The 17,561-nt window shown below is 54.9% G+C and carries 17 protein-coding genes and 1 pseudogene; 6 read left to right on the top strand and 12 right to left on the bottom strand.

Annotation, left to right across the window (positions count from 1 at the left end; genetic code table 11):
* Positions 1-155 precede the first annotated feature (155 nt).
* The 3 genes from NMC31_RS24750 to trmB are packed head-to-tail and all read right to left on the bottom strand — an operon-like array spanning position 156 to position 1,972.
* The gene (locus NMC31_RS24750; protein WP_253899345.1) at positions 156-875 is read right to left on the bottom strand and encodes a YggN family protein; all 720 of its coding nucleotides are present in this window, start codon (positions 873-875) and stop codon (positions 156-158) included.
* Between the two features lie 51 nt (positions 876-926).
* Complete coding sequence (locus tag NMC31_RS24745) at positions 927-1,253, bottom strand: YggL family protein (RefSeq protein WP_015963056.1); 327 nt, start codon at positions 1,251-1,253, stop codon at positions 927-929.
* Positions 1,253-1,972 carry a tRNA (guanosine(46)-N7)-methyltransferase TrmB gene (gene trmB, locus NMC31_RS24740; protein ID WP_015963055.1) on the bottom strand — a complete coding sequence of 240 codons (720 nt, stop codon included), beginning with the start codon at positions 1,970-1,972 and terminating at the stop codon, positions 1,253-1,255. Before trmB ends, NMC31_RS24745 begins: the two co-directional genes overlap by 1 nt.
* 150 nt (positions 1,973-2,122) lie before the next feature.
* Between trmB and mutY the strand changes: the two genes are divergently transcribed.
* Genes mutY through mltC form a run of 3 tightly spaced genes read left to right on the top strand, consistent with a single transcriptional unit; the run spans position 2,123 to position 4,609 of the window.
* The gene (gene mutY, locus NMC31_RS24735) at positions 2,123-3,181 is read left to right on the top strand and encodes an A/G-specific adenine glycosylase (RefSeq protein WP_253899344.1); all 1,059 of its coding nucleotides are present in this window, start codon (positions 2,123-2,125) and stop codon (positions 3,179-3,181) included.
* A gap of 26 nt (positions 3,182-3,207) precedes the next feature.
* Positions 3,208-3,483 carry an oxidative damage protection protein gene (locus tag NMC31_RS24730; protein ID WP_015963053.1) on the top strand — a complete coding sequence of 92 codons (276 nt, stop codon included), beginning with the start codon at positions 3,208-3,210 and terminating at the stop codon, positions 3,481-3,483.
* A 46-nt stretch (positions 3,484-3,529) separates the two neighbouring features.
* On the top strand, positions 3,530-4,609 hold the full coding sequence (gene mltC, locus NMC31_RS24725; RefSeq protein ID WP_149463451.1) for a membrane-bound lytic murein transglycosylase MltC: 1,080 nt from the start codon (positions 3,530-3,532) through the stop codon (positions 4,607-4,609).
* Between the two features lie 13 nt (positions 4,610-4,622).
* Here mltC and citG read toward each other — a convergent pair whose 3' ends face one another.
* The 8 genes from citG to NMC31_RS24685 are packed head-to-tail and all read right to left on the bottom strand — an operon-like array spanning position 4,623 to position 11,992.
* Positions 4,623-5,471, bottom strand: a complete 849-nt coding sequence (gene citG / locus NMC31_RS24720) for a triphosphoribosyl-dephospho-CoA synthase CitG (protein WP_253899343.1) — start codon at positions 5,469-5,471, stop codon at positions 4,623-4,625.
* A complete protein-coding gene (gene citX, locus NMC31_RS24715) occupies positions 5,449-5,988 on the bottom strand; it encodes a citrate lyase holo-[acyl-carrier protein] synthase (RefSeq protein ID WP_253899342.1) in 540 nt (179 codons plus the stop codon). The genes citG and citX overlap by 23 nt, the downstream gene beginning before the upstream one ends.
* Positions 5,988-7,511, bottom strand: coding sequence for a citrate lyase subunit alpha (gene citF / locus NMC31_RS24710; protein WP_253899341.1), 1,524 nt, complete (start codon positions 7,509-7,511; stop codon positions 5,988-5,990). The genes citX and citF overlap by 1 nt, the downstream gene beginning before the upstream one ends.
* 10 nt (positions 7,512-7,521) lie before the next feature.
* On the bottom strand, positions 7,522-8,397 hold the full coding sequence (gene citE / locus NMC31_RS24705; RefSeq protein ID WP_149463233.1) for a citrate (pro-3S)-lyase subunit beta: 876 nt from the start codon (positions 8,395-8,397) through the stop codon (positions 7,522-7,524).
* Entirely contained in the window at positions 8,397-8,687 is a 291-nt protein-coding gene (citD, locus tag NMC31_RS24700; RefSeq protein ID WP_149463232.1) for a citrate lyase acyl carrier protein, read from the bottom strand. The genes citE and citD overlap by 1 nt, the downstream gene beginning before the upstream one ends.
* Before the next feature lie 18 nt (positions 8,688-8,705).
* Positions 8,706-9,728: a [citrate (pro-3S)-lyase] ligase gene (gene citC, locus NMC31_RS24695; protein ID WP_253899340.1), complete on the bottom strand. Its 1,023-nt coding sequence runs from the start codon at positions 9,726-9,728 to the stop codon at positions 8,706-8,708.
* A gap of 15 nt (positions 9,729-9,743) precedes the next feature.
* Entirely contained in the window at positions 9,744-10,607 is an 864-nt protein-coding gene (locus NMC31_RS24690) for a fumarylacetoacetate hydrolase family protein (RefSeq protein ID WP_253899339.1), read from the bottom strand.
* Between the two features lie 23 nt (positions 10,608-10,630).
* Entirely contained in the window at positions 10,631-11,992 is a 1,362-nt protein-coding gene (locus NMC31_RS24685; protein ID WP_149463230.1) for a 2-hydroxycarboxylate transporter family protein, read from the bottom strand.
* A 322-nt stretch (positions 11,993-12,314) separates the two neighbouring features.
* On the opposite strand from NMC31_RS24685, the gene NMC31_RS24680 reads away from it, so the two are divergent.
* Positions 12,315-13,934, top strand: coding sequence for an ATP-binding protein (locus NMC31_RS24680; protein WP_253899338.1), 1,620 nt, complete (start codon positions 12,315-12,317; stop codon positions 13,932-13,934).
* Positions 13,935-13,936: 2 nt separating this feature from the next.
* Positions 13,937-14,350: pseudogene (locus NMC31_RS24675) on the top strand (response regulator); the annotation flags it as partial.
* Positions 14,351-14,355: 5 nt separating this feature from the next.
* Here the strand turns inward: NMC31_RS24675 and NMC31_RS24670 are convergent.
* Positions 14,356-16,491, bottom strand: coding sequence for an ornithine decarboxylase (locus tag NMC31_RS24670; protein WP_253899346.1), 2,136 nt, complete (start codon positions 16,489-16,491; stop codon positions 14,356-14,358).
* A gap of 259 nt (positions 16,492-16,750) precedes the next feature.
* Between NMC31_RS24670 and NMC31_RS24665 the strand changes: the two genes are divergently transcribed.
* Positions 16,751-17,461 (top strand): DUF554 domain-containing protein, encoded by a 711-nt coding sequence (locus NMC31_RS24665; RefSeq protein WP_253899337.1) that lies wholly within the window; start codon positions 16,751-16,753, stop codon positions 17,459-17,461.
* Positions 17,462-17,561: the final 100 nt, after the last annotated feature.

Below are 17,561 nucleotides of genomic sequence, written 5' to 3'. Positions count from 1 at the left end.
GAAGGTCGGAGCTGAGCTCAAACAATTGTGCTGTTGCTTCCCCTCACCCCGGAACTCTCCCACAGGGAGAAGGAGAAGGTCGGTGACAACACTACGTATTTGCACTATCGGTCCCCTCTCCCTGTGGGAGAGGGTTAGGGTGAGGGGCCAGCGCTCTACTTCAGCGTCCCCACCAGCGCCTTACGGCTGTCCTCAAGCGCAATCACACGCCCGCAGACATCTTTGCCGAACGCTTTGAAATCCGCTTCCTGGTTTTTCCATTCGTTCTGAATGGAGGTTTGCAGGCCGCCCAGGCTACCCAGCACGCCCTGTAATGGGTTACCGCCGCCTTTCAGCACCGCTTTTGCACCCATTTCATTGATGCTGTCCTGCAAAATACCGCCCATCGCCTGATTCACCAGGTTCTGGCCGTCAGCGCGGACTTCATCAATCGCTTTATAATGGAAGGTCAGGCCATCGGTGCGATGCTCGATAATACGGTTCATCTGCGCTTTAAGCTGGGCATCCAGCTTGGTCAGACGACTGCGCATGTTGCTGCTCTCGCCCACTTCTTTGGCGATGATTTTATCCAGCGCAACGCGGCCCTTTTCAACGCGCGTTCTCGCGCCTTCGTCAATCCACGGCAGCGCGCTGCGCAGTTCGGTTTGATAATCTTTTGCCTGTTCGCGCTGTGCCGCATTCAGGGAATACTGTTTGCCGTTAAAGGTCACGCCACCGTCGGGGGTGATGACCAGATTGCCATTCTCGCCTTTGACCTGCACCGTTTGCGGGCTCAGGATCACATCATCACGCGGGGTGACGCTGCACTGATAATCCGCATGGGCGGGTAATGCCGTTAACGAAAGTGCCGCCGCCAGCAGCGTTTGACGCATCATACAAATCCCTCGATAGAAAACGGGCCAGCGTATGCTGGCCCCGATGGTAATTTAGTCCCACCAAACGTCGAAAAGTTCGCTGGTGCGGACCTCTTCGAATTTGTGGTCTTCAAGCCATTTACGCACCTGAGCCTGATGGTCTTCGGTGCATTTGCCGATTTCCTGGGTGCAAATCAGACCTTCCCAGGCCAGATAGCCGCTGCCATCAAATGCCAGCTTGTTCGGCTCGATCACTTCTTCAATGAACTTATCAACCGTCTGGTCAATCTGCTCTTCGCTGGTGCCTTCCGGGAAACGCCACGCAACAGAGAAGCCAATTTCCTGAAACTCATCGATGTGCATTTTTTTACGCAAACGACGGCTACGATTCTTTGCCATTATTTCACCCTCTCGAACATTAAGTCCCATACTCCGTGACCAAGACGATGGCCACGTTGTTCAAATTTGGTTACCGGACGTGATTCCGGACGCGGTACATAGTCGTTGGTTTCTGAGCGGTTTTTATACCCTTCAATGGAAGACATCACTTCCAGCATATGTTCCGCGTAGGCTTCCCAGTCGGTTGCCATATGGAAAACACCGCCCAGTTTGAGCTTGCTCTTCACCAGTTCAGCAAACGGTACCTGAACGATACGGCGTTTATTATGACGCGCTTTGTGCCACGGGTCAGGGAAAAAGAGCTGAACCATGGTTAAAGAATTGTCAGGGATCATTTTGTGCAGCACTTCCACCGCGTCATGGCACATCACGCGCAGGTTTTCTACACCCTCTTCATGTGCGGTCGCCAGGCAAGCGCCAACGCCCGGCGAATGAACTTCAATGCCGAGGAAGTTCTGATGCGGATTCGCTTTCGCCATCGCCACCAGTGATGCGCCCATGCCAAAGCCGATTTCCAGCGTGGTTGGCGCTTCGCGGCCAAACAGCGTGGCAAAGTCGACAGGATCTTCGCTGAATTCAACGCCCATCACCGGCCAGTAGTTTTCTAATGCATGTTCCTGCCCTTTAGTCAGTCGCCCCTGGCGACGTACAAAGCTGCGAATTCGGCGCAGCGGGCGGCCGTTTTCATCAAATTCCGGTGAAATGACGTCGTTCTTCATAAAAGTATTGTCTGCTTGTGAGAGTGTTCGGGAAACGGGCATTATCCAAAGTTAGTTGCCGGATGCAAGCACCGGAAAGTTCCTGTTTACACCATAGTGCCGCTGTGCTGCAATCTGCCACCCAAATAGTGCGATATCGGAAACCCTGCTTTGACCTTACAAGCGTCTCAATTTTCGGCCCAGGTGCTGGAGTGGTATGACAAATACGGGCGTAAAACGCTGCCATGGCAACTCAATAAGACGCCCTACAAAGTATGGCTCTCAGAAGTGATGTTGCAACAAACTCAGGTTGCCACCGTCATCCCCTATTTTGAACGCTTTATGGCGCGTTTTCCCACGATAACCGACCTGGCCAATGCGCCACTGGATGAAGTGCTGCATTTGTGGACCGGCCTTGGTTATTACGCCCGTGCACGTAATCTGCATAAAGCCGCACAACAGGTGGCGACGCTGCACAACGGGCGCTTCCCGGAAGCCTTCGAGGACGTTGCCGCCCTGCCAGGCGTCGGACGCTCAACGGCAGGGGCGATTCTTTCTCTTTCGTTAGGACAGCATTTTCCTATTCTTGATGGAAACGTTAAACGCGTGCTGGCGCGCTGCTATGCTGTAAGCGGCTGGCCCGGTAAGAAAGAAGTGGAGAAAAAACTGTGGGAGATCAGCGAGCAAGTCACGCCCGCGAATGGCGTGGAGCGGTTTAATCAGGCGATGATGGATTTGGGCGCTATGGTCTGTACCCGCTCGAAACCGAAGTGCGAGCTTTGCCCGCTGAATACAGGTTGCGTGGCGTACGCGCATCATAGCTGGGCGCAATATCCGGGTAAAAAACCGAAGCAGACGTTGCCTGAACGCACCGGTTATTTCCTGATGATTCAGCAGGGTAACGAGGTGATGCTGGCGCAGCGTCCACCGAGCGGTTTATGGGGCGGGCTATACTGTTTTCCGCAGTTTGCAGATGAAGCTGCCCTTCGCGAGTGGCTGGATGCCCGACAGATACCCGCTGAAAATCTCACGCAACTCACCGCGTTTCGCCACACATTTAGCCATTTCCATCTGGATATTGTGCCAATGTGGCTTCCCGTGTCCTCCTTCACCTCTTGCATGGATGAAGGCAGCGCTCTCTGGTATAACTTAGCCCAGCCACCGTCCGTTGGACTGGCGGCGCCCGTGGAGCGGTTGTTGCAGCAGTTACGCGCTGGCGCATTAGCGTAAGCGTCAGTGAACAAAGAGGATTTATCATGAGCAGAACGATTTTTTGTACTTTCCTGCAGCGCGACGCTGAAGGTCAGGATTTTCAGCTCTATCCAGGCGAGCTGGGTAAGCGCATTTATAACGAGATCTCCAAAGAGGCGTGGAAGCAGTGGCAGCACAAGCAAACCATGCTCATCAATGAGAAAAAACTGAGCATGATGAACCCGGAACATCGCAAACTTCTGGAAGAGGAAATGGTGAATTTCCTGTTTGAAGGTAAAGATGTGCACATCGAAGGCTACACTCCGCCAGAAAAACAGTAAGGGCCCTCTGGCCCTTTAGCCCAACACAACACGCGCTCCCGGAATGATGAAAAAATTATTTGCACTGGCTCTGATTGCGCCGTTGCTCATCTCCTGCTCAGGCTCCAAAAAAGGTGATACCTATAATGAAGCCTGGGTTAAGGACACCAACGGTTTTGATATTCTGATGGGGCAATTTGCCCATAACATTGAAAACATTTGGGGATTTAACGAAGTTCTTATCGCGGGCCCGAAGGACTACGTTAAATACACCGACGGCTACCAGACCCGTAGCCACATCAACTTCGACGAAGGTACGATAACCGTCGAGACCATTTCAGGCACAGAACCGGCGGCACATCTGCGTCAGGCGATTATCCAGACGTTGCTGATGGGCGACGATCCGGGTTCAATCGACCTGTACTCCGACGCCAACGATATCCAGATCTCAAAAGAGCCGTTCCTTTACGGTCAGGTGGTCGATAATACCGGCGAGGCGATCCGCTGGGAGTGGCGCGCCGCGCGGTTTGCTGATTATCTGCTGCAAACGCGGATGAAAAGCCGCAGCAACGGCATTCGGATGATCTACAGCATCACCATTAACCTGGTGCCGAACCACCTGGACAAGCGTGCGCATAAGTACATCAACATGGTACGTCAGGCGTCGCGTAAATATGGGGTGGATGAGTCGCTGATCCTGGCGATTATGCAGACCGAATCCTCTTTCAACCCGTACGCCGTCAGCCGTTCCGATGCGCTGGGGCTGATGCAGGTGGTGCAGCACAGCGCCGGGAAAGATGTGTTCCGTTCGCAGGGGAAATCAGGCACGCCGAGCCGCAGCTTCCTGTTCGACCCGGCCAGCAACATCGATACCGGTACCGCGTATCTGGCGATGCTGGGCAATGTGTACCTTTCGGGTATCGATAACCCAACATCGCGGCGTTATGCGGTGATCACCGCCTATAACGGCGGCGCGGGCAGCGTACTGAGGGTCTTCTCGAACGATAAGATTCAGGCCGCGCAAATCATTAACAGCATGGCGCCGGGCGATGTGTATACCACCCTGACCACGCGTCATCCGTCTGCGGAATCTCGTCGCTATCTCTATAAGGTGAACACTGCGCAGAAGAGCTACCGGCGCAAATAACGTTAGTGCATCATTACCCTCTTCCTTTTGGCGGAAGGGGGTAATGTTTACATTCACCCAGCACCCATGCCACTGACAGCAAATCCGCGCTTCCGCCCGGGCTGAGGTTCCGCTCAATCAGTTGCTTATCCATCCTGACCAGGTCGTCATACTCCCAGCCTCGCGACAGTAGTTGTTGCGCATACATTTGAACATCGCGTAATCCGACGATCCCCCCGCGCGATACCAGATTGCTGTCTGGATTTACGGCCATCAGGCGCAGCAGCATTTCGTGCATTGCGCGCGGGTTCCAGTACGGCAAGACATAGCGCATCACCGTGGCAAACCCGCTTTCGGCCTCACCACGTGCGCCGGTCAGCCCAAACTGGTGAAACTGACGCTCTCCCGCCGTCGCCATACTCGTGCGACTGGCCAGTTCTCTTTGCACCATTCCCTGGCATAACCCACTTACCTGTGAGGAAAGCGACAGGGCATTAATCTGTTCTCCGTTCTCTGCCAGACGCCCGGCAGCAAAACAGAGCAGCCCGAGGGCAAAAACCCCGCCTTTATGCGTATTCACGCCGTGGGTTGCGCGCAGCATCGCCTGTTCGCAGGCAATACCCATTGGCCGCAGCAGTGAAAGCTGTTCACTTTTGGCACGCCGGGAAAATGTACGCCCCGCCTCTTCAAAACGCGAAAACCACGGCGAGATGGCCTGAATACTTCGCACGAACAACGCATGGTCCATATCGCGGTGTGAACCGTTATTGCTTTTATCCACCAGCCCCGGCTTCGGCGTCAGTTCAAGCTCCTGCCACAGCGCCTCTTCAGCCAGCGCCGCCACGTTGATGACGCGGGGTTTAATCGCGAGCAAACCAGCCATCAATCAGGCCCTCCACGCGGGCGACAACCTCTTCAACCGGATGGGCGCGCGAGCGGGCGCAGGCGTGCGCGGCTTCGTCACAAATCAGGCAACGGCGCATATGCGTGCCTAACGATAAGCGCCCGACATGCCCATTCTGCGGGCAAATAACATCCAGATCCCACAACCGCCCCAGCGGGTGGGTTTGTTCCAGCGCCGCACAGTGCGCTTTGATTTCCGGCGCCTGATGCGCCACGCACCACAGCGCTTCCGGGCCCGTGGGCAGCCACAGCACCTGGCGGTCTAGCACCTTCCAGCCATTGCCCCACAGCATCTGGTCGCAGGCCTGCAGCGCCACGCCCATCGTATTGCGATAGCGAATGCTGTCTTTTACCGCGCCTGGCGTCACCAGCGTCAGCGAAATCAGCGATTGTTGATAATGTTCCAGCCAGTCAGCCTGACGCGCGGCGCGGCGCTCCTTTGCCGTCAACAGCGCATCAAGACTGACGCCCTCAATATCGGGCGTCATCATTTCCATTATTCGTACTCCTTCACCTGACGGACGACGTCAATCACACTGCCGTCGCGATAGCGGATCACACCGACAATTTTGTCAGTAAATTCAATCGGTTTCGGGTTGCCGGTCAGGGAAATTGCGCGTTGATAAAGGTCGTCGATATCCACCACTTTTAGCCCCGCCGCCAGCAGACGCTGGCGAATTTCCGGGCGAGCCGGATTCACCGCGATGCCGTGGTCGGTGACCAGTACATCGATGCTTTCGCCGGGCGTTAAGCGGGTCGTTACGCGTTTCACCACGGTTGGAATGCGGCTACGCAGAAGCGGCGCAACGACGATGGTGAGGTTGGCTGCTGCCGCTACATCGCAGTGACCGCCGGATGCCCCGCGCATTACGCCGTCCGAACCGGTTATCACGTTGACGTTAAAATCGACGTCAATCTCCAGCGCGCTCAGGATAACCACATCCAGTTGGTCACAGCAGGCGGCTTTACTGCCTGGGTTGGCGTAAACGTTCGTGGAGATTTCGACATGATTCGGATTTCGCGCCAGCGACGCTGCAGCCTGGCCGTCGAAGCACTGGGTATCAAGCAGTTTGCCAATCAGCCCTTTCTCGTGAAGATCGACCAGGCTGCCGGTAATCCCGCCGAGCGCGAAACTGGCTTTAACCCCGCTGCGCTCCATTTTCTCTTCCATAAAGCGCGTGCAGGCGGTCGCCGCCGCGCCGGAACCGGTTTGCATCGAGAAACCGTCGCGGAAGTAGCCGGAGTGCTCAATCACATCCGCCGCATAACGCGCAATCATCAGTTCGCGCGGGTTGCTGGTCACACGCGCCGCCCCGACGCTGATTTTCGCCGGGTCGCCAACGCTCTCAACCTTCACGATGTAGTCCACCTGATCCTGCACCAGGCTTGCCGGCATATTGGGGAACGGCACCAGTTCTTCGGTCAGCAGCACCACGTTGCGGGCAAACTGCGCATCCACCATCGCATAGCCCAGCGAACCGCAGCATGATTTCCCCTGCGTACCGTTGGCGTTACCGAATTCATCGCTACACGGCACACCAAGAAACGCTACATCAATATTCAGCTCGCCGTCCTGAAGCAGCTTCACACGCCCCCCGTGAGAGTGAATTTGTACTGGCTCATCCATCAGACCGTGTGAAATGGCGTCCGCCAGTTTGCCGCGCATGCCGGACGTATAAATCCGCGTAATCACGCCGCGCTCGATGTGCTCAATCAGCGCGTCGTTACAGGTCATCAGCGAACTGGAGGCCAGCGTCAGGTTTTTAAACCCCATTTTCGCCAGCAGGGCGACGACGGTGTTAATCACCCGGTCGCCTTCGCGAAACGCATGGTGGAAGGAGATGGTCATACCGTCACGCAGGCCGCTACGTTCAATCGCCTGTTCCAGCGAGTCGCAGAGTTTACGCTGGTGTTTCGTTTCCAGATTATCCAGCCACGGCGTGGCGCTGTGTGCGGTATCAAAAGGTTTTAACGCCCGCAGGTGCGGGAAATTCACGTGAAGAAGTTCTGTCTGATTCATTTTTCTGTCCTTAACGACGCACGCCGGACGCGGCGGCGCGTTCCAGCACTCGCTGCGCGTGGTTAATAATCGGTGCATCGACCATTTTTCCGTTGAGTGACACGACGCCCAGGCCGTTACGTTCACCCTCTTCCGCCGCTTCAATAACGCGCTGCGCGTGGTCCACTTCCTGCTGCGTTGGCGCATAGGCGTTATGCAGCAGGTCAATCTGGCGTGGGTTAATCAGCGATTTGCCGTTAAAGCCCATTTTGCGGATCAGCTCAACTTCGCGCAGGAAACCGGCTTCGTCATTGACGTCTGACCACACCACGTCGAACGCATCGATCCCTGCGGCACGTGCCGCATGCAAAACGGCGCAACGCGCGTAGAACAACTCGGTGCCGTCGCTGCGCTCGGTTTGCATATCCATCACGTAGTCAAACGCCGCCAGAGCGATACCAATCAGACGCGGGGAGCTGCGGGCAATCGCCACGGCATTAATCACGCCCACAGCAGATTCAATCGCCGCCATCACGCCCGTGGAGCCCACGTCGCGCCCACATTCACGCTCAATGCGCTCAAGGTGGCCTTCGAGTTCGAAGATATCTTCCGGGGTATCGGTTTTTGGCAGGCGAATCACATCAACGCCCGCACGCACCACCGCTTCGAGATCCGCCAGACCAAACGGCGTGCTCAGTGGGTTAATACGCACCACGGTTTCGATATCCTGGTACATAGGGTGCTGCAAAGCATGGAAGACCAGCAGGCGCGCGGTGTCTTTCTCACGCAGCGCCACGGCGTCTTCCAGGTCGAACATAATGGAGTCGGGGCGGTAGATGAATGCGGTTGAGAGCATGGCGGCGTTCGCGCCGGGTAAAAACAGCATACTGCGGCGAAGTTTGTTCATCAGAGAACCTCCCAGGCGATGGCTTTTTCATCGGCGGCGCGCAGCAGCGCACTCTGTAAACGGGCGCGGATAACACAATCCAGCGCGCCTTTGTCTTCGATGATAATGAGCCCCTGCACCACGCCCATGCGCTGTAGCGTCTCGTCAACCACCCGGCGGATCTGCTCGCCAAACTGTTTAATCACTTCACTGTGAATGACAATCTCCAGCTCGCCGTCGGCGGGGGCGATTTTCACCATCAGGTCGCTGGACTCCTGCGTACCGGCCAGCGCCTCCCTTACTATTTTCATGATGTATTCCCTGAATGTTTACGCCACTTCCGCCGCGCCATAATGCGCTTCCAGGTGGGCAAAAGTGGTTTCTGGTACGATTTCCCGAATGCGGGAAAACTGTTCTGTTTTTAATAATCGGCGCACTTCAGATGCGGATATTGCGCTGCCGGTCGCCCGGATACGCGGCACTTCCACCACCTCGATGCGGCCTGCCAGCAACTGATGCAGCGTTTCGTTGTACTGCCGCGTGACGTCGCAAAACGGTTCCGAGCCGATAAAACGGTGGGTAATGCCTAACGCCGGGGCGATGTGGTCGCGAAAAATCAACGCATCGATTTCGCTCCAGGCACGCTGCACCTTGCCGGTTTCTTTCAAAAAGTAGGCCGGGAAAGTGGCGCGCGAGATGATGTACTGCGAACCTTCATGCACCGTGACATTCGGCAGATGGGCCACACCTGCGCGCACCATCGCCAGCCGGGCGCTGAACGGGAAAAATGACGCATCTTCGCGCACCACAAAGAGATGCAGCCAGTCACAGCGCGAGGCCGCCAGTTCAACCAGATGGCGATGCCCCAGCGTGAACGGGTTAGCGTTCATGACGATGGCGCCAGTGCGCGCGCCTTCATGGCGATAACGTTGCAGCGAGCGGCAGTAGCGGGCGATCCCCTGCGGTGTGTTTTCCATCAACACAGCATTACTGCCGCTTTGCGCAATTGGCCAGAAACCGCTGCGCTGAAAGCGCTCTGCATTACAGGGGCGGGTGCAGAGGAAGAGGTGAAAGTGACCGCGATCCACGGCCACGTTTTCCACTTCCGCCAGCAGCCTGGCGCTGAGATTTTCGCCACGGAGTTGCTTATCCACCGCTACGCATTTGATAACGTTGTCGGCGAGGCCCGCGCAGCCCACCAGCTGCGAATCGGACCAGGCTTCAACAAACAACGTGATGTCGGCATCCATTCCCAGGCCGCTGTCCGCCAGAAGCTGGCGGATCTGAATCAGACGTGCCGGGTGTTTAGCGACTTCCGTCACCCTGAAGTCGATTGCGGGTTGCGACTGCATCCTGTCACCTGCCGGTTAGTGTGCTGCCGTCAGCGTCTGCGCTGGCGCTTCCATAATCACATTGCTGAGATGACCGATATGTTCGATCTCGACTTCAATGCGATCGCCTTCGTGCATAAACAGCGGCGGATTGCGCTTTTTACCGACGCCGCCTGGGGAACCGGTGATGATCACGTCGCCCGGGCTTAAACGGGTGAAGGTGCTGATGTACTCAATCAATTCGGCCACTTTGTGGATCATGCTGCTGGTGTTGTCTTCCTGTACCATGCGGCCATTGAGCCAGGTGCGAATCGCCAGTTGGTGCGGATCGGGGATTTCATCCGCCGTTGCCATCCACGGGCCAAAGGCCCCGGTCTGACGCCAGTTTTTCCCGGCGGTAAACCAGGTGTGCTGCCAGTCGCGGGCGGAACCGTCCATATAGCAGCTGTAGCCTGCCACGTGGTTCAGGGCATCATCACGGGTAATATTTTCGCCGCCTTTGCCGATGATGACCGCCAGCTCACCTTCGTAATCGAACTCATTAGAGCTGCGCGGTTTCAGTACCGGCGAGTTGTGACCGGTTTGCGAGTCCGGGAAACGCACAAACAGCGTTGGCGCCGGGTTGTGCTGGTCAAACTCCTTGCGTTTTTCGGCGTAGTTCATCCCCACACAGAGGATCTTTTCCGGATGCTCAATCACCGGTAAGAAAGTGATGGCCTCCATGTTCAGATCCGCCGCTTCATTCGCGAACCGGCGGGCCTGTGTTAAACCATCGCCCTGTAATAGAGCCTTGAGGTCGCTGTAGCGGTCGCCAAGACGGCGACCTAAATCCACCACACCTGCGGCATTCACGATGCCGTAGCTGCGATTACCCTGATAAGTAAAGCTTGCGAGTTTCATTGTTCTTTTCCTGCGTACATCAATTAAACAAGGAAGTTGCCGAGTACCAGCAGCGAGACGGAGACGTTAATCGCGCCGCCGATACGCGTGGCAATCTGGGCGAATGGCATCAGGCTCATTCGGTTGCCTGCGGTCAGAATCGCGACATCGCCTGTCCCGCCCTGGCCGCTCTGGCAACAGGAGACGATGGCGACATCAATGGGGTGCATACCGATTTTTTTGCCGACGAAGAAACCGGTGGCCACCAGCGCAGAGACGGTGCTGACGATTACCAGCAGGTTGTTGAGGGTGAACGCATTCACCAGTTCCTGCCATGGGGTGATCGCGACGCCCACGGCGAAGAGAATCGGATACGTAACGGAAGTCTGGAAGAATTTGTATACCACCTGTGAGCCTTCCAGCAGGCGCGGAGACGCTCCGTTGCACAGTTTGACCAGCACTGCGACAAACAACATGCCAACCGGTGCAGGCAGACCAATCAGTTTGTGACCGAGCATTCCAATCATATAAAGCAGCACCGCCAGCAATGCGCCAGATGCAATGGTGGTGACATCCGTTTTGCCTGAGACAACAGGCTGTGAAGAGGTGGTATCTGCATTTGCGTGATTCGGCATCAACTGCCCTTCACCGGTCAGATGCGGGTAGCGTTTACCCAGTTGGTTAAGGCAACCGGAGATAATAATCGCCGTCAGGCCGCCGAGCATAACCATCGGCAGAACACGTCCCAACGCTACGCCCTGGTCCATATGCAGCAGCGTGGCATAACCGATGGAAAGCGGGATCGCCCCTTCCCCGACGCCGCCCGCCATAATCGGCAGAATGATAAAGAAGAAGATCTGGAACGGTTCCATCCCCAGCGCCAGACCGACGCCCATCCCCACAATCATGCCGACGATTTCACCGCACAGCATCGGGAAGAAGATACGCAGGAACCCCTGAATCAGCACCGTGCGGTTCATACTCATAATGCTGCCAACGATAATGCAGCAGATATAGAGATAGAGGATGTTGGTCGATTTGTAGAATTTGGTGGTGGACTCCACCACGACATCCGGCAGCAGCCCGTAGTAGACCATCGCCGACGGAATAAAGGTGGCACAAATCGCCGCCGCACCCAGCTTGCCGACGATAGGCAGGCGTTTACCAAATTCACCACAGGCAAAACCAAAGAACGCCAGGGTGGCAACCATCACCACAATATCGCTCGGCAGCTTGCCGCCTAAACAGTCGATGGCAATCAGTACACCTGCCAGTAAGAACAGCGGCAGCGGGATAATACCCACTTTCCAGGTATCCATAATGTGCCACCAGCGCTCTTTCAACGCCGGGCGCTGCATATCTATTGGGTCGTGAGGTACAGAGAAAGAATCATCAGTTGTGCTCATAATAAGCCCCTTGGTTATTTTTCACGTTCAGCTTAGGGCTACGAAGGCATACTTTATGTGAGGGAATGCATATTAAAACCAGAGTTTTAATGGCATCTATGGTTTTTAAGGTTTCTTTTGTTTTGTGTGATTTACCGCTTATTTATTAGCGTGGTTTTTATGGTTTCTTTTATTAAATTGCGAATAAATACTTTCTTGTAGGAATTATTTCTGCGACGGTTCAAGGTGATGTGCAAAGGCTCACAACTTTCCGTAAAAACAGAAGCCACACGCACAAAAGGTGATACATTAGGCCTTCCCGTTGCTAACGTGCGTGATAGTCATGAAGTTGTCATTTCAGATAAAACTGTTTATATCGCTGGTTGCCTTTTTCTCGGTGCTGTTTGCATTACTGGGTGGCTATTATTATGTCGATATGGAAAGACAGCTTTATCAGGAAATGAGCGGGCGTGCGAGAATACAAGCAGAAGAGATTGCACTAATTCCTTCACTGCGTCAGGAAGTCGCTGAAAAAGATATTGCAGCAATTAAAACGTATATGCAGAAACTGGCCGCGCATAGCGATGCCAGTTTTATTGTGATTGGCGATAATAAGGGAATGCATCTGTTTCATTCAGTGTTTGAAGACCGCGTGGGAAAAGAACTGGTGGGCGGCGATAACACCGAGGTGCTGGCCGGTAAAAGCACCACTACCATTCGCAAAGGTGGGCTTGGGATCTCACTGCGCAGCAAAGCGCCTATTTTAAATGACGCCGGTCAGGTGGTTGGCATTGTTTCGGTGGGGTATCTCACCAGCTATCTCGATGCGATCACCGTGAACAAAGTCGTCAATATTCTGCTGGCCGCCGTTCTGCTGCTGATCGCCCTGTTTATATTTTCATGGTTCTTCACCCGCAGCATTAAGAAGCAGATTTTCTCGCTGGAGCCGCGCGAGATTGGCCTGCTGGTGCGCCAGCAAAAGGCGATGATGGAATCCATCTATGAAGGGGTCATCGCCATCGATAAAAACTGCCGAATTGAAGTGATTAACCAGGCCGCACGTAAATTGCTTTCGTTGAGTCAGCCGACGCGCCATCTGCGCGGGCAGCTTATTAGCGAGGTTATCTCGCCCGTGCCGTTTTTTGCCCCTGAAACCATGCTCGCCCGCGATACACATGACGAAATCTGCCACTTTAATCAGTCGATGGTTATCGCCAGTCGGGTGCGCATCATGCTTGAGAACGAGCTTCAGGGCTGGGTGATCACCTTCCGCGATCGCAACGATATTGACTCGTTGAGCGCGCAGCTCAGCCAGGTGAAGCGCTATGTCGATAACCTGCGCATCATGCGCCATGAACAGCTTAACCGTATGACCACCTTATCTGGGATGCTGCATATGGGCCGCTACGAAGAGGCGATTGGCTATATTCAGGCGCAGTCTGAACACGCGCAGGAGCTGCTTGATTTTATCTCCTCACGCTTTGCTTCGCCGACCCTGTGCGGACTGCTGCTGGGTAAAGCCGCACGCGCACGTGAGAAAGGCGTCGAACTGGCGTTTGACCCTGCCTGTCTAATGGATAAGCCCTTCACCACTCTGAGTGAGACGGAGCTGATTTCCATTATCGGTAACCTGCTGGACAACGCCATTGAAGTAACGCAACGCTCGGCACTACCGCACGCGCCCGTTGAAGTACTGATTAAACTCACTGAACATGAATTGATTATTGAAGTAGCGGATCAGGGCGTCGGCATCGCCCCTGAACTACGCGAACGCATTTTTGAACGCGGAATTACCACCAAAACTCACGGCGACCATGGCATTGGCCTCTACCTGATAGAAAGCTATGTCACTCAGGCAGGCGGTGCGATAGAAGTGGCGGATAACACGCCGCGCGGCGCCATTTTTTCTCTTTTTATCCCCGCAGGGGGAGAGGCACGACACGCCAGCGCAGGAAGAGACTGATTATGCAACATGAACTTATCGATGTACTGATCGTTGAAGATGAAAATGAACTGGCCCAGCTTCATGCGGAACTGATTAGCAAGCACCCGCGATTGCGCCTGGTGGGGATCGCCGGATCGCTCGCCGAGGCGCAGATGCAGCTAGCTGAAAAGCAACCGCAGCTGGTTTTGCTGGATAACTATTTGCCGGATGGTAAAGGCATCACGCTTATCAATAATCCCCTGGTGATGCGGGCTAACTGTTCGGTGATTTTCATTACTGCCGCCAGCGATATGGATACCTGTAGCCAGGCCATTCGCAACGGGGCGTTCGACTATATTCTCAAGCCGGTGTCGTGGAAGCGGTTGAGCCAGTCGCTGGAGCGTTTTGTACAGTTTAATGAGCAACAACGCGTGTGGAAGATAGTCGACCAGCAAAAAAATCACTGCAACACATAGCCAAACAAACGCTCGATTCCATCGGCATCGGTTTCGCTGTAAACCCCCTGCAACTCAGGTGAGAAGCCCGGCAGCAGGTTTACGCCCTCTTCCAGCGCCAGGAAGTAACGCTGGACCGCACCACCCCATACTTCGCCAGGCACCACACAGAGGACGCCTGGCGGGTACGGTAGCGCGCCTTCCGCAGCAATCCGTCCTTCCGCTTCACTGATACGTACCAGCTCCACGTTGCCACGAATGAACTCACGATTGGCATCCTGCGGGTTCATCACCACCTTCGGCAGGCTCTCTTTGCGGAACATCGCCTTTTGCAGATCTTTCACTGCAAAGCTGACATAAAGATTGTGCATCTCCTGGCACAGTTCGCGAAGGGTGTAATCGCGATAACGCACCGGATACTTGCTGAAGATCGTCGGCAGTACGTCAGCCAGCGGCGTGTCGTCTTCGATGTGCTGTTCAAACTGGGCCAGCATCGCCACCAGTTGCGCCAGCTTCTCGCGGCTCTCGGCAGGCGTCAGCAGGAATAAAATCGAATTGAGATCGCACTTCTCCGGCACGATGCCGTTCTCACGCAGGTAGTGCGCCAGAATCGTCGCCGGGATCCCGAATTCCGTATATTCACCGGTCGTGGCGTCGATCCCCGGCGTGGTGAGCAGCAGTTTGCAGGGATCAACAAAGTACTGATCCTGCGCGTAACCTTCAAACCCGTGCCAGCGCGCGCCTGGCGCAAAACTAAAGAACTTACGATCGCCGGCAAGCGTTGGGGTCGAATAACTCTGCCATGGGCGGCCATCCACCTCTGGCGGCACGAACGGCTGGATCATCTTACAGTTAGCAATGATCGCTTTACGCGCATCGATCCCCAGCTCAACGCATTCTGCCCACAAACGACGTCCGCTTTCACTTTCATGAATTTTGGCGTTGATGTCCAGCGCGGCAAACAGCGGATAGAAGGGACTGGTTGAGGCGTGAAGCATGAAAGCATTATTCAGCCGCTTGTGCGGGCAGAAACGTGCCTGACCGCGAATATGGTTATCTTTTTTGTGGATCTGCGAGGTCTGTGAGAAACCAGCCTGCTGCTTATGCACCGATTGAGTAACGAAAATCCCCGGATCGTTCTCGTTAAGTTCCAGCAGCAGTGGAGAGGTATCGGCCATCATATCGATAAACTGCTCGTAGCCGACCCACGCTGAATCAAACAGGATGTAGTCGCAGAGATGGCCGATTTTATCCACCACCTGACGCGCATTATAGATAGTGCCATCGTAGGTGCCGAGCTGGATCACTGCCAGGCGGAAGGGACGCGCGTCCTCCGCTTTTTCCGGCGCAACGTCGCGGATGAGCTCACGCAGGTAGCTATCGTTGAAGCAGTGCTCATCAATACCGCCAATAAAGCCGAACGGGTTACGTGCGGCTTCCAGATAGACCGGCGTCGCCCCGGCCTGAATCAGCGCACCATGATGGTTAGATTTATGATTGTTACGGTCAAACAGCACCAGGTCGCCGCGCGTCAGTAATGCGTTAGTGACGACTTTATTCGCGGCCGACGTGCCATTAAGCACAAAATAGGTTTTGTCGGCGTGGAATACTTTTGCCGCGAATTTCTGCGCATCTTTCGCGGAGCCTTCATGGATCAGCAAATCCCCCAGTTTGACATCGGCGTTGCACATATCGGCACGAAAGACATTCTCACCGAAGAAATCGTAAAACTGGCGGCCCGCCGGGTGCTTTTTGAAAAACTCACCGTGCTGATGGCCCGGGCAGGCGAACGTGCTGTGGCCCATTTCGACATACTGGCTCAATGTATCGAAAAACGGCGGCAGCAGATTTTCTTCATAGCGGCAGGCGGCGGATTCCAGCTCCAGCCACTCCTGTGCTTTGCCAGTGATCACTGCATCAACGCCCGCAGGGGCATCGACTCCCTCCATCGCGAGCAAAAAGACCGGCAGATTAAACCCGGTACGCTTAAGCAGCGCCAGAATGCCGCTGCGGCTGTCCGCCACGGTAATGACGACGGCCGCAACGTCGGTAAAGTCAGTACTGTCCAGCGCCACCACGCGACGGTGAGTGGAGAGTTGAGAGACCAGCTCCGCGCTGGCGGCAATATGCAGTGATTTCATCGGCGCAACAACCCATTTCGGATAAGTAAAAACCAGGACAAGACAGTCAGCCTTGCCCCGCGAAACATCAGGGGCCCAACGGAGTTCCAGCTTCGACAGCGATGGCGTGGCTGGAGAAAAATCGCGCAATCATGGCACCTTTCCTCCTGAGGGGCAAGATGAAAACCGGATCCCTACAAATGTCGATTTATGCCCCACTGAACCGATTAACCAGGCCATAATAGCGTCATTGGCAAGGAATCAATTTACAGGAGTCATTGTGGTTATTGGGCCATTTATTAATGCCGGGGCAGTTTTAACAGGCGGTGTCCTCGGCGCACTTCTCAGTCAGCGTTTACCGGAACGTATTCGTAGCGCCATGACCTCAATATTTGGTCTGGTATCGCTTGGGATTGGTATCTTATTGGTGGTGAAGTGCGAGAACCTGCCGGTTATGGTGTTAGCGACATTGCTGGGAACGCTCATCGGTGAATTCTGTCTGCTCGAGAAAGGCATCAACAATGGCGTAAGCAAGCTCAAGAAACTGCTGTCGCGCAAAAGTAAGAGCAACAACAATCATGAGACATTCATTCAGAGTTATGTCGCCATTATCGTACTGTTTTGCGCAAGCGGTACGGGGATCTTCGGCGCGATGCGGGAAGGGATGACCGGGGACGCATCGATTCTTATCGCTAAAGCGTTTCTCGATTTCTTTACGGCGACGATTTTCGCCTGCACGTTGGGCATAGCCGTTTCGGCAATCGCCGTGCCGATGCTGGTGATTCAGATTGCATTGGCCATGAGCGCCTCGCTATTGCTGCCGCTCACCACGCCGATGATGATGGCAGACTTCACCGCCGTCGGCGGCATGCTGCTACTGGCGACCGGGTTGCGGATTTGCGGTATCAAAATGTTTGCTGTGGTAAATATGCTACCGGCCCTGATACTGGCGATGCCGATTTCTATCTTGTGGACCGCCTTTTTTGCCTGAGTCGCGTGCAAATGCAGCAAGGTGATGATATATTGCGCAATTCGCATCAAATTTTATAAATTCCGTTGACGCGGAGAGGTGAATAAGGTTTAATGCGCGT

The organism is Pseudocitrobacter vendiensis (assembly GCF_943590815.1).
Lineage (GTDB): Bacteria > Pseudomonadota > Gammaproteobacteria > Enterobacterales > Enterobacteriaceae > Pseudocitrobacter > Pseudocitrobacter vendiensis.
This window is presented reverse-complemented; position numbering and strand designations above follow the sequence as displayed.

What these genes read in the sequence shown, in the direction of transcription:
- citC (WP_253899340.1), bottom strand. Translation starts at nt 9,728, where the DNA reads ATGCAGTCGCAACCCGCAATCGACTTCAGGGTGACGGAAGTCGCTAAA.
- NMC31_RS24750 (WP_253899345.1), bottom strand. Translation starts at nt 875, where the DNA reads ATGATGCGTCAAACGCTGCTGGCGGCGGCACTTTCGTTAACGGCATTA.
- NMC31_RS24745 (WP_015963056.1), bottom strand. Translation starts at nt 1,253, where the DNA reads ATGGCAAAGAATCGTAGCCGTCGTTTGCGTAAAAAAATGCACATCGAT.
- mltC (WP_149463451.1), top strand. Translation starts at nt 3,530, where the DNA reads ATGAAAAAATTATTTGCACTGGCTCTGATTGCGCCGTTGCTCATCTCC.
- trmB (WP_015963055.1), bottom strand. Translation starts at nt 1,972, where the DNA reads ATGAAGAACGACGTCATTTCACCGGAATTTGATGAAAACGGCCGCCCG.
- NMC31_RS24670 (WP_253899346.1), bottom strand. Translation starts at nt 16,491, where the DNA reads ATGAAATCACTGCATATTGCCGCCAGCGCGGAGCTGGTCTCTCAACTC.
- citG (WP_253899343.1), bottom strand. Translation starts at nt 5,471, where the DNA reads ATGGCTGGTTTGCTCGCGATTAAACCCCGCGTCATCAACGTGGCGGCG.
- citX (WP_253899342.1), bottom strand. Translation starts at nt 5,988, where the DNA reads ATGGAAATGATGACGCCCGATATTGAGGGCGTCAGTCTTGATGCGCTG.
- NMC31_RS24680 (WP_253899338.1), top strand. Translation starts at nt 12,315, where the DNA reads ATGAAGTTGTCATTTCAGATAAAACTGTTTATATCGCTGGTTGCCTTT.
- citD (WP_149463232.1), bottom strand. Translation starts at nt 8,687, where the DNA reads ATGAAAATAGTAAGGGAGGCGCTGGCCGGTACGCAGGAGTCCAGCGAC.
- citF (WP_253899341.1), bottom strand. Translation starts at nt 7,511, where the DNA reads ATGAATCAGACAGAACTTCTTCACGTGAATTTCCCGCACCTGCGGGCG.
- NMC31_RS24730 (WP_015963053.1), top strand. Translation starts at nt 3,208, where the DNA reads ATGAGCAGAACGATTTTTTGTACTTTCCTGCAGCGCGACGCTGAAGGT.
- citE (WP_149463233.1), bottom strand. Translation starts at nt 8,397, where the DNA reads ATGAACAAACTTCGCCGCAGTATGCTGTTTTTACCCGGCGCGAACGCC.
- NMC31_RS24685 (WP_149463230.1), bottom strand. Translation starts at nt 11,992, where the DNA reads ATGAGCACAACTGATGATTCTTTCTCTGTACCTCACGACCCAATAGAT.
- NMC31_RS24690 (WP_253899339.1), bottom strand. Translation starts at nt 10,607, where the DNA reads ATGAAACTCGCAAGCTTTACTTATCAGGGTAATCGCAGCTACGGCATC.